This window comes from Arthrobacter sedimenti (assembly GCF_042652025.1).
GTDB classification, from domain to species: domain Bacteria; phylum Actinomycetota; class Actinomycetes; order Actinomycetales; family Micrococcaceae; genus Arthrobacter; species Arthrobacter sedimenti.
The window spans coordinates 256,084-267,332 of the sequence record NZ_JBHSDQ010000001.1 but is presented as its reverse complement, the minus strand read 5'-3'; the positions used below and the strand labels follow the sequence as shown (position 1 = coordinate 267,332).

Annotated in this window: 11 protein-coding genes; 6 read left to right on the top strand and 5 right to left on the bottom strand. The window is 62.8% G+C overall.

From position 1 onward, the window contains the following. The coding region (locus ACFO0G_RS01225) for a hypothetical protein (RefSeq protein ID WP_376976146.1) at positions 1-2,460 on the top strand (2,460 nt) is incomplete at its 5' end. A 223-nt stretch (positions 2,461-2,683) separates the two neighbouring features. On the opposite strand, the gene ACFO0G_RS01220 is transcribed toward ACFO0G_RS01225, so the two are convergent. The 4 genes from ACFO0G_RS01220 to ACFO0G_RS01205 form a co-directional block, all read right to left on the bottom strand. Beyond that, complete coding sequence (locus ACFO0G_RS01220) at positions 2,684-3,454, bottom strand: metallophosphoesterase family protein (RefSeq protein WP_376976144.1); 771 nt, start codon at positions 3,452-3,454, stop codon at positions 2,684-2,686. A gap of 1,066 nt (positions 3,455-4,520) precedes the next feature. Next, entirely contained in the window at positions 4,521-5,189 is a 669-nt protein-coding gene (locus ACFO0G_RS01215) for a TMEM175 family protein (protein ID WP_307357087.1), read from the bottom strand. A 19-nt stretch (positions 5,190-5,208) separates the two neighbouring features. Next, positions 5,209-5,916 (bottom strand): CPBP family intramembrane glutamic endopeptidase, encoded by a 708-nt coding sequence (locus tag ACFO0G_RS01210; protein ID WP_307357082.1) that lies wholly within the window; start codon positions 5,914-5,916, stop codon positions 5,209-5,211. Positions 5,917-6,109: 193 nt separating this feature from the next. Next, positions 6,110-6,652 (bottom strand): hypothetical protein, encoded by a 543-nt coding sequence (locus tag ACFO0G_RS01205; protein ID WP_376976141.1) that lies wholly within the window; start codon positions 6,650-6,652, stop codon positions 6,110-6,112. A gap of 279 nt (positions 6,653-6,931) precedes the next feature. On the opposite strand from ACFO0G_RS01205, the gene ACFO0G_RS01200 reads away from it, so the two are divergent. The 4 genes from ACFO0G_RS01200 to ACFO0G_RS01185 all read left to right on the top strand — a co-directional run bounded on the left by ACFO0G_RS01200 (position 6,932) and on the right by ACFO0G_RS01185 (position 10,382). Beyond that, entirely contained in the window at positions 6,932-7,864 is a 933-nt protein-coding gene (locus tag ACFO0G_RS01200; protein WP_376976139.1) for an ABC transporter ATP-binding protein, read from the top strand. Beyond that, complete coding sequence (locus ACFO0G_RS01195; protein ID WP_376976137.1) at positions 7,864-9,102, top strand: ABC transporter permease; 1,239 nt, start codon at positions 7,864-7,866, stop codon at positions 9,100-9,102. Before ACFO0G_RS01200 ends, ACFO0G_RS01195 begins: the two co-directional genes overlap by 1 nt. 186 nt (positions 9,103-9,288) lie before the next feature. Beyond that, on the top strand, positions 9,289-9,510 hold the full coding sequence (locus ACFO0G_RS01190) for a hypothetical protein (protein WP_376976135.1): 222 nt from the start codon (positions 9,289-9,291) through the stop codon (positions 9,508-9,510). Between the two features lie 143 nt (positions 9,511-9,653). Continuing rightward, complete coding sequence (locus ACFO0G_RS01185; RefSeq protein WP_376976134.1) at positions 9,654-10,382, top strand: PspA/IM30 family protein; 729 nt, start codon at positions 9,654-9,656, stop codon at positions 10,380-10,382. A 6-nt stretch (positions 10,383-10,388) separates the two neighbouring features. Here ACFO0G_RS01185 and ACFO0G_RS01180 read toward each other — a convergent pair whose 3' ends face one another. Next, complete coding sequence (locus ACFO0G_RS01180) at positions 10,389-10,880, bottom strand: hypothetical protein (protein ID WP_376976132.1); 492 nt, start codon at positions 10,878-10,880, stop codon at positions 10,389-10,391. A 48-nt stretch (positions 10,881-10,928) separates the two neighbouring features. On the opposite strand from ACFO0G_RS01180, the gene ACFO0G_RS01175 reads away from it, so the two are divergent. Continuing rightward, entirely contained in the window at positions 10,929-11,186 is a 258-nt protein-coding gene (locus ACFO0G_RS01175) for a helix-turn-helix domain-containing protein (protein WP_376976130.1), read from the top strand. The last annotated feature ends 63 nt before the right edge of the window (positions 11,187-11,249 follow it).

Below are 11,249 nucleotides of genomic sequence, written 5' to 3'. Positions count from 1 at the left end.
CCTTCCGAAAAAACGCCCCTGGACTTCGACGATGACCCCCGTGCCGGGCAGGTGTGCATAGAACCAAGCATGACCGCGACGCCTTCCGAAAAAACGCCCCTGGACTTCGACGATGACCCCCGTGCCGGGCAGGTGTGCATAGAACCAAGCATGACTGCAACGCCTTCCGAAAAAACGCCCCTGGACTTCGACGACGAATGGGCCTCAGCCTCCTCAGATCCGCAGACTGCAGCGCCGTCAATGTCGCGTGTCAGTCCCCAGACAATGAAGACCATCAAGTTCGTCAACCCGACGGTCGCCTCGGGTGACAGCGAGTCGATGGCGAGTGCCGGCGTGGACGACGACCTGGCCAAGAACGGTGACGGGCCTGGTCTGATGCATGCGATGACTTCCGTCATGCCCCCGGCTCCGGCCTCCAAGGCGCACGACCTTGCCGGAACATTCCGGGTGTCTGCGAACGGGCACGAGGTTGAAGAATGCGTCCCCATCAAAAACGCCCCCGGCGGCACCGTCAGCGGCTACCGCTGGGACAAGCGCGTTGACCTGGGCGGCCGCATCCTGTCGTCCGAAGTGCGCAGGCAACCCACGGATGAGGAGTTACTCGACGGTATCCTCGACCCGAAGGTCCGAGTTGATGCCAAGGACACCTTGGTGAAGGTTCAGGTGTCATGGTCTTGGAACGGGCAGGACCGCGGCGCCGTCGTAACTGGCCCGCAGAACATCCTGGCCTTCCCGCCATCCGACTGGGTCCGCCAGGGCGCCACCGTTCCGCGTGAGTTGCTGCTGCACCCTTCCTGGCCACCCCGTCGGGCTAAGGGGCATGCGTGGTTGGCAGCGGTGAAGGACAACCGGAAGCAGGAACGCGCGTCCACTACTCGCTGGACACGCATGGGATGGGTCCCTCAAGAGGACGGGTATCCCGTCTTTGCTCTCAGCGACCAGATCGTCGAAGACGTGACGTGCGGTTCGACAGTTAAGGCAGGCATGGATAGTGGCCGCCTGCCCGTGGCTGGCCAGTACGGGGTCGGGGTGGAGAAGCTGGACTGCTCCTGGGACGATATTGATTACAAGGAACAGGTGCGAAAGGACTTCCGCGCCGTCGTGGATGCCTACATCACTTCCGGAACCTGGACGGATCAGTCTGCGGCCGTGATTGTTCTGGCCGGCGGACTCCGCCCAACGGTGCCGCTGCGCCCCAAGTCCACCCTGTTCTTCTGGGGTCCCAAAGGTACTGGAAAGTCCTACTCGGCGCAGGCCTGCATGTACTTCTGGGCACGCCGGAAGTCCTCCTGGCAGGACGGTAGCCTGCCCGGCTCAGCCAAGGACACCGAGGCGTACATAGAACACGCCATCGCCCACACACCCATCTGGGTAATTGACGACATGGCACCGTCCGCAATGAAAGACCAAGCTCTGGGGGAGGACCAGAAGATCTCCAACATCACGCGCGCGATCTTCAACAACGCAACCAAGGGCCGCATGAACGCCAACATGACCTCCCGGAAGGTCAACAGGCCGATCGCCCAGCTCATCATCACAGCCGAGAACGAGCTGACCACGTCGTCTGTGAAGGAACGCGTGATCCCGGTCTTTATTGGCAAGGGCAAGCTGCACCCGGACCGAGACAAAACAGACCGCATTGTCAACATGGCCAAACATGAGGGAACTCAAGCGCGGTTCACGGGCCACGTCATCCACTACATCCGGCACGCAGCCAAGAACCACAACGGCGGATGGGCCGGCTACGTGCAGCACCTAAACGAGGCCTACATGAATTTGAAGCGCTCCGTAAGCGACGCCTCGACTGATCCGCAGCAATCCAAGACATCCTTGGACCGTGCGTCCATTTTGGCCGCCGACATCCTGCTACCCCTGGCGATCTTGAAGGAGATGGCTGCCGATCTGGGGATGGAGGACGGGTTCGTGGAGCAGTTCAACTTGGACGGACTCTGCGATGGCGTCATTCGTCTCGTCATCGACGCTCATGCCGAAAACCAGGAATCCGCCCCTGGAGCATCTCTGGTTCGAGCGTTACGGTCGCTGTTGTCTACGGGCATGGCGCATGTTGTTTCCAAGGACGACCCGACACAGCCTCCAATCGCTGGTGATGCCTCGGACTCGATAAACAACAGGCTCGGCTGGAAAACCGACGGTGGGGACGGCTCTTTGCGGCCTGCAGGTCCGACCATTGGAAAGGTGGCGGACGTAAAGGGTCATCAGGTGATTCTTTTTGATCCCGTCTCGGCCTTTACGACCGCACAGGCAGCTTTCCCTGCGCTCATCCCTTACGGTCAGAGCAGCAGTTCGGGATGGACCTCCGTCTGGGACGAGAACCTTGCATCGCAGCGGGTAAAAAGGTCGACGACATCCTCTGGTTCCCTCGGGATCACCGGCCGGCAAGGAAGTCGCAGCAGCCGCATCACGGGCGTTCCTATCGACGTTCTCACCATCATTGAATAATGAGCCAAAGAATCAGAGGCGTGAGCTGGATGACAGTTCATGACAGGGCGCTGGTTATGCCGCGGTTGTCCTTCCGAGCCTTCGGGGCGTCCTCGAGGTCGCCCGTACTTCATCCGTTCCACGCAAGACAGCATCTTCGTTGGCACGTTCTTTTGGCTCCCGCAGCCTTCCGCTTCCAGATCCTCTTTTGGACGCTGAGTCGAAATCCTAGATTGTGGGTGAATCAGTTGCCGCTGAGGTCAAGCGGCTCCACGACGAGCCCCCGCTCGCCTCGGCTTAAGAGGACTGCGTTGGTCCGGCGGTTGTATTCATTGGCCAGAACCTCCACAGTTGTAACACTGCCGTCCGGGTGTACGAGCTCGTGAGTCAGTCGTTGGTGCCAGTGCCCGCAGAACACGTAGCCAGGCCGGAGTTGGTCCACGACGTCCTGAAGAAGCTGGCGTGTGACATTTGCCCGCTCAACTACGGCTGGCGCCAGCATGAAGTCTCCGACGATCGGCACGGCCAACGGGGCGTCATGCGTCACGAGAACATCCACCGGGCCGCCGTCAAGCAGCCGCTGCGCGTCCTCCCGCGTCGGCTCTTCCGTGTCCCACCACGACGTACCCAAAGTGCGGTGGCGGGCATCGATACTGAACGCACCGCCTAGGGCCCCTACTGTGAGGCCCTCCACGACTGCACGGCCACCGCGGGGAAACACGCGAATGTTCGGCCGCCAAGTAGTTAGACCATCCGACTCCGTCTTGAGCTTGAGCAGGGTTGTCCAGTTGTCATGATTGCCGCCCGAAAAGTACAGGGTCTGCCCGTGCTCCTCCAAAATGTGGTTCACGCGGTTAGCGTGCTTTGGCCGGTTCCGCCCTGGCCAGTCGAAGGCGTCATCCCCGACATGGATCAACGAGCGGACACCGGCCCGTGCGGCCGAGCGCAGGACAGTCCTCATCCAGCCGGTGTCCCCGTGAGTATCTCCGATGAAGACCCACCTAGGTTCATTCATGGCCCTCAAATCCCCTTCGAATCATCTACGCCCGGCTCCACGCTGAGACTCACACGGCTCACAAGCAGTCACAACGTTCCTAGTCACGGCGACGCCTAGGAGGAGCACGCTCGTTCGGCGTCGACCGCGGAAACCAGTCCAGGCCACAGTAGCGTCCGTCCCATACTTTTCGCTGAGGCAGGATTTGATGGGGCGAAATTCACCACATTCACCCAGGAGTACAAGTTCACCCGTTCGTCAGCGATGTGGCCTTGCAGTGATCGGTGACAGCCACTTGGTGCAATGCTCTACATCCAGCACTACTGCTTTACGAGTGTGGCCAGTTCGACGAGTCAACAGGAATGCTTCCTTGCAGCTTGTCGTGCTCAAGAAGGCAGGTCCAACGATGCCGTCATGAGTCAGAACCAGCGCTAAATCGGCTTGTACAGGAACGCCTACTCGCGCCCGGCCGGTCCCAAGAGGGCGTAATCTTCCCGCCCGGCGATGAGCTCGAAGCTAATGTCCGCCATCTGTTCATATTGGTGGCGTTATCGCTACCAATATGACGTTCTTCGACCGCTGAAGTCTCGTGGCGGACGAAGGTTTCAACCCTTTGCGCGTGCGAGCTGCTCAACCCATTTCGGGGTAACTTTGCCAAGCCTACGGTCGGTGACAAGTCTCAGCTCAGCCGCCGCGATCCAAATTGCTAGGTCTTCCGGATTGGCTGTGGTCAGGTCAAAGGGAGCGAGAGCGTCCTGTTCCTCCGGCGTCGGCGACTCATTGGGGCCAGCCGGGATGTTTACAGAAGCTCTGTAACGGGACATACCTCCATTGTCCCCTTCAAGTCGCTCAAGCCGCTAGGTGTCGATCAGCCTGCGCCCCTGACCTGATACCTTCAACTGCAGCCCATAACGGGCCATGGAATTTGGGAGAGCACGGCATGGCCCACCAGAGGGCCAGTGCACGTTTTCGGGCCGAGCGGAGTGTGCAGAAGAGGGCAGCAGGCGCGGTCGGTGTGATGGGCTTGCTGCTACCGGGCGGCCCTATGTCACCCCTTTTGCGGCCGATTTCCACCTTCGGGTGGCCCCTACCTCTTCGTAGGCCGGGCCCGCCCAGGAGTGGCCGGCCGTCTTCGGTAGGCGAGGGACAGGGCGGCGTCGAGGGCGAGGACTCCGAGCCAGAGGTATTCGGCGGCCGCGGGGCTGAAGAAAGCTACCGGGATGGAGGCGAGGAAGACCAGGGGGACGGCCAGGCTTCTCGCGCGCATGTAGGAGAAGAGACGGGCATCGATGTCACTGCCGAAGAGCTTCCGGTGCCACGCGTATTGCCATAAGGCGGTGTAGCTGAGCCCCATACCGCTGATGATGACCGCGTACACAACGACTCCCGCGGGTTGGTCTCCGTAGCGCGCGAGGACTCCTGATCCGAAGCCGGTGAGCGCGATAAATAGCAGGGCGACTAGGTTGATGCGCTGAAGGTTCGCATCGTACGCCCGGAGAAGCCTGAACAGGCGGTGGTGGGTCAGCCAGTAGGCGCCGGTCACGGCGAAGGAGAGCACGTAAGCGAAGTACTGGGCGCCTTGTTCGAGTAGGGCGTGCGGGAGTTCCTCCGGCGGTACTTCCGGGACTCTGATCTCGACCGCGAGCAGGGTCATCGCGATGGCGAAGATGGCGTCGCTAAAGAACGAGGTGCGTTCTGTGTCCGTGCCGGAGCTGACCAGGGACTTGAATTTGTCGTAGGTGGAGAGGGCCGCCATGCTTCGTCCCGCCTTGGGCTCAGGGGCGCGCCGGCGTGGTCCGCCTCGCGCCGACCGCGTCCCCGACAGTTGTCCCTGCAGGAAGTTGTCGGAGCAGGATGATGCCGTAGATGAGGAGCACGGTGTCCGAGCCGATCATGATGCCCCAGCGCAGGCCGCCGGTGACGTTGCCGATGGCGAGGGAAATGTCCGTTACAGCGTGCAGGATCATCAGGGGCCATAGGGCGATGGTCCGCATCCGCAGGGCTGCGTAGCCTACGCCGAAGGTGAAGGCACCCACGACCTGGGCCGCTGTCACCGCGACGTCCGCGCCGTAGGCGATGTTGGCTAAGTGGGACAGACCAAACAGGGCCGAGACGGTGATGGCGGCTGCCATGGGGCTCCACGGGCCGAGTGCTGACAGGGCTAGTCCCCGGAACCACAGCTCCTCAAACACCCCTGTTGCAGCTTCTCCGATCAGAATGGCGGTGAGGACGGTCGTTTCGACCGACTGCACACCGGCGAAAAACGGGAGTACGGCCAGGACTGCCGGGAGGATCAGCAACCGGCCGGACCGGACTGTCCACGTGAAGGGGAATCGCGTGAAGGCGGCAACAGCAACCGCCATGGCGGCGAGCACCAGGACACCGCCCAGCCGGCGGTACAGGCTGTCCCACCCGGTGACGGTGTCCAGGACGAATGCGGCGCCGAGGTTCACGACCGCGGCCAGCAGAACGAGAACCAGCACGCGTTGGAAAGGACTCAGCCCTGCACGAAGGTGGCCGGTGCTTATTGAAGAAGTGTCTCCCACCACGGGTACTCCTGATGTAGGGCTGGCTGGCACAGCGGTCGGCGAAACTAGCCCTCAAGCTACCCAGTGCCAGGAGGGCCCGACAGGGTCCAAAGGCCCCTTGGAAGCCTCTGGACGTAGTGCCGGCCGGTCAGTCGTTGTGGTGCCCGGCTTGGCGGCGCTCGAGGAGCCTTAGCGCACCGTAGCTCCCGGCGAGGACGGACATGGATCCCAACCAGCCTGCGGCCAGTATGGCAAGGGCCCTGCTGTCGCTGGCTTCGAAAGGTGCCAGTGATTGGCCGGCCACGACGACCTTCCCGGCTGTGTGTTTGGCGACTACGGCCATGGGCAGTCCGGGTTCGGGCTGCCAGGTCACGGTATCTGTGCCTTGGGCACGTGCTGTCTCCAGTACTCCGTCGGGGATGACGGGGACGGAACCATGCAGGGTCACGCTGGTGGATAGCGGGGTGTTGTTCTGCCCGTATTCGATGAGGAAGAGCCCGCTGTCCGGTGTCAGCTCCAGCCGGGGCGCCGTCATGATGTCCGAACCCGTTTGCTGAACTTGCGCGGAGGCGGCCGCGGCCGGTGCAATGTTGGCCTCGTGGCGACCGATCTGCTGGAGCGTGACATAGACGCTTCCGAAGACGATCGTGGTGACAAACGCTGCGGCCAGGCTCCAGATAGTTCTTCGCATGTAGGTATCTTCCGCGCAGGATCTCACGGGGTCTATGCCGGGCAAGTGGTTGGGACGGCGGCGTTTGGAGGGCATCCGGTCGTCCGGATGCTGTGGCCGCCGCCGTGTCCCCACTTGTAAGATCCCGCCCCCAACGTCGGGATCTTGTTCTCCACGCTAGGAGCTGTCCCGCAACGGCAGCCCTCGTTCGCCGCAAGGTTTGCTCAAGACGGTAGTCGCGTAACCCCTCTACGCAGGCCTGACGGGGACGGACCCACCTGCCACAGATAGGCTTGAACCATGACGTTGGGGGACGCGGCAGAGCCGCTTGTGCACATCAAAAACTTCCGGATGGATTTCGGGGACACCACGGTCATCCGTGACCTGTCCTTCGATGTCCACGCCGGGGAGACGTTCGGGTTCCTGGGCAGCAACGGGTCGGGAAAGACCACGACGCTGCGGGCGCTGCTGGGCATCTACCAGCCCACCGCCGGGACGCTGCATATCGGCGGGAAGGTCTTCCAGCCGCGGGACGGCGCACGGCTCGGATACCTTCCCGAGGAGCGGGGCCTGTACAAGAAGGAACCGGTCCTGGACGTGATGGTCTACTTCGGCCGGCTCAAGGGCCTGTCCAAGGCCGCGGCCCGCACCTGGTCAGAGCAGTACCTGGAGCGGGTCGGCATCCCGGAGAAGGCGAAGATCCGGCTGGACAAGCTCTCCGGCGGGCAGCAGCAGAAAGTTCAGCTGGGGGTGACGATCATGAACAACCCGGAGCTGCTGATCCTGGATGAGCCCACGAAGGGCTTTGACCCGGTGAACCGGCGGCTGCTGATGGACATCATCGAAGAGCACAAGCGGGCCGGGGCGACCGTCATCATGGTCACCCACCAGATGGAAGAGGTCGAACGGCTCTGCGACCGGGTGATTCTGCTCAAAGACGGCACTTCCCGCGCCTACGGGACCGTGGAGAAAGTCCAGGAAGAGTTCGGCGGCACCGTCTACCGGGTCACCTACGACGGCGTCCTGCCCGCCTCCGACCTGTACGAGATCATCTCGGCCAGCGACGGCCGAGCGGAGCTGGCGCCCGGGCAGGGGGCGTCCGAGGAGAAGGTCCTGCGCGAACTCGTGCAAGCCGGGGTGGCCTTGCGGTCCTTCGCCCCGGCAAGGATCTCCCTGGATGAGATCTTCATCAAGGTCTACGGCGAACAGCATGAACTGGTGGAGGCAAAGTGATGGCACCGGCACGGCACAACCTCGGCACCGTCGTCGCGTTCGAATTCGTCCGCACGATCAAGAAGCGCGGCTTCGCCATCGCGACCCTGGCGATCCCGGTCCTCCTGATCTTGGTCTTCGCCCTCGTGTACGCCTCCAACGCCAGCAGCAAAGACAGCGCAGAGGCGCAGAAGAGCGCACAATTCGCCTTCACGTACAGCGACGCCTCGGGCATCATCATGGCCCCGGGTGCCAAGGTCGCCGGCGGGACGTATACCGACAACCCGGCGGCCGCCATCGAGGCAGTCCGGAACGGGACATCCGAGGCGTACTTCCAGTTCCCGACCGACCCGACCAAGGAACCTGTGAAGGTCTACGGGGCCGACAAGGGCATGTTCGAGAACGGCAAGTACGAGGCCGTGGCCAAGCAGCTGCTGGAAGCATCCGCCCAGTACCAGGTCGGTTCACCTCAGCTGACGGCTGCCCTGACCGGGAAGGTGAAGTTCGATTCCGAAACGTTCAAGGACGGCCAGTCCGCCGCCGGCATCGGGGGAGTGATCCCGCCGATGCTGTTCCTGGTCGTCTTCTACATCTCGATGATTCTCCTCTCCAACCAGATGCTGAACTCCACGCTGGAGGAGAAGGAGAACCGGGTCACCGAGATGATCCTGACGACCCTGAACCCGACCACGCTCATCACGGGCAAGATCATCTCCCTGTTCGCCGTCGGGCTCGTCCAGATTCTGGTGTTCCTCGCCCCGGTCGGGCTGGCCTACCTGTTCTTCCGCGATTCCCTGGCGCTGCCGGATCTGAACCTGTCATCCCTGGTCTTCGAACCCGGCCCCATGATCACCGGAGCCCTGCTGCTGCTCGGCGGCTTCACAGTCTTCACCGGGGTACTGGTGGCAATCGGGGCGATCATGCCGACTGCAAAGGAAGCGGGCACCATATTCGGGCCGCTGATGGCCATGATGTTCATCCCCTTCTACACATTCAGCCTGGTCATCTCCAACCCCGGGGCTTTGATTGTGCAGGTCTTCACCTACTTCCCGCTCACCGCACCGGTCACCGCCCTGCTCCGGAACGCCTTCGGCACCCTGAGCTCCGTGGAAGCGACCATCGTCATCGTCGAGCTCCTGGTCGTCGGGGCCCTCATCATCCGCCTCGCCGTCCACCTATTCCGGTACGGGTCCATCGAATACGGCCGCAAGCTCTCCATCGCCGGCACCTTCCGCCGCAATGACTTGGCGGCCAGGTGAGCTAACGGGCTGGTGAATCGGGGTTCCGAACTCGCCGCTAATGCCGGGTCAGACCGGGGTGCCCTGCGATAGCGTATGCGGCAAGGGCGCGGGACAGTTGTCCGGCGTCCGGGCATGCCCCTTTGCCTGCGTCGCAGGTTCCGTGGCGGGTGTGCTGCTGGTCCGTATCGATGAAAGGAATTGCAGATGGCTGTTTCTATTGAATTGGGCAAGGCACTGGACAAGGCCTACGAAAACGCGACCCTCGACGAAGTCCTCGCAGCGCCGCCCTCGGCCCTGGCTGGGTTGACGGACAAGCACGATGAACTGCTCGCCGGCATGGGAATCAAGACCATCCGCGACCTGGGAAGCAACAAGTACTTCGCCACCGCCGGTGTGCTCGTGGCACTGTCGGGCAAGGTCGGATAGCCCGTCCGTTCCCGGCGCCGAACGCGCCACGAGAAGGTCCGACCGGTCCGACCGGTCGGACCTTTTTTCGTTGCCCTGGTTGCATGGACGGACGGTGCCGGACACATAGGAGCCGAAGCCCCATTCCTGATAGAAAGATCCCTGTGAAGCAGAGTATTTTCGCCCGCGTCGCCCAGCTCGCCAAGGCCAACCTGAACGCCCTCCTGGACTCCGCCGAAGATCCGCAGAAGATGCTGGATCAGATGGTCCGGGACTACTCGGAGAACATCCGCGAAGCCGAGGCCGCTGTGGCCAGCACCATCGGCAACCTCCGAATGGCCGAGGACGACTACAACCGGACCATGACCGAGGCCAACACCTGGGGGAACAAGGCCATCGCAGCCTCGAAGAAGGCCGACGAATTCCGCGCCGCCGGCAACCCCGTCGACGCCGACAAGTTCGACGCCCTCGCCAAGGTGGCCATCGGCCGGCAGATGACCGCCGAGTCCACCGCCAAGGCACTGGAGCCGTCCCTTGCCACCCAGAACGAGGTCGTCGACAAGCTCAAGCAGGGCCTGGACCAGATGCGCGGCAAGCTCGGGGAGCTGACCGCCAAGCGCAACGAGCTGGTCAACCGGGCCCGGGTGGCCGACACCCAGTCCCAGGTCAACGACGCCCTCAAAGCCCTGGACGCCGGAGACCCGACGTCGGCGATCGGCCGCTACGAGGAGAACATCCGCCGGAAGGAAGCCACCGTCCGCGGCCAGCAGGAACTCTCCGCCTCTTCCCTGGACGCCCAGTTCGCCACCCTCGAAGACCTCGGCGAGCAGACCGAAGTGGAAGCCCGGCTCGCGGCCCTGAAGTCCATGGACCGGAAAGCCATCGAGTACTAGGCCATCTCAGGAAACTCTGAGGATGATCGGCGGAGTAGTCACAGGTCCACCGCACTGTTCGGACCCGCCAACCCTGGTCCATACCAGATCGTTCCGCTGCTCAGCCAGGAAGGCCTTGTCTGCGCCGAGTGCGCGGACCGTGACGTGCTCGGGCAGGCCAGCTTGGGAGATGCTGAACGCCCAGGTGTCGATGTCGGTCCTCGTGCCAAGGAACGCGGCCGGGGGAGTGGCGGGGATAAACGGGGTCGGTGTGTCTGACCCCGGAACACCTGGCTGCACGGTTTTCATGGGTACGGCAGGCCCGTAGTCCGGCAGTCGCTGGGAGCATCCCTCATCGCTGCACATCTGCACTTCGTCGACTGCGTCCGCATTCCCCTCAAGTTTGACGGTGATGACGCTGACGTAACCCATGGTCGAGCATGCGGTGCCGCAGCCGGCATTGGCCAGTGTGGCCGCAAGCAATAGCCCAGTTCCCAGGATCCCCCACCCCGTTCTCATAGGCCGAGTCTACGGCCGCACAGGACCTGCCACGCATAGGATTGCCGGGTGACCGATGTACCCGAGAAGCCCCTTCGCTTCATGACCCCAACGCAGGTGGCCGACGAGCTCAACGTGAAGCCGAACCAGATCCATGCCCTGATCAAGTCGGGCGAGCTTCGGGCCTTTCAGGTGGGTGGCCGCGCCATGTGGCGCATCGGCCGGCAGGACGTTGAGGACTACATCGCCGAGGCCTACCGGCGCACCGCTGAACGGATCGCCGCCGGCGAGCTTGGGGATGATGGCTCTGAGGTAGCGGAACCGTAGGGCGGCAATGGGCCATGCCACAAAGATGGGTGGCGGAGATGACTTTGGGCTCGCGAATCCCGG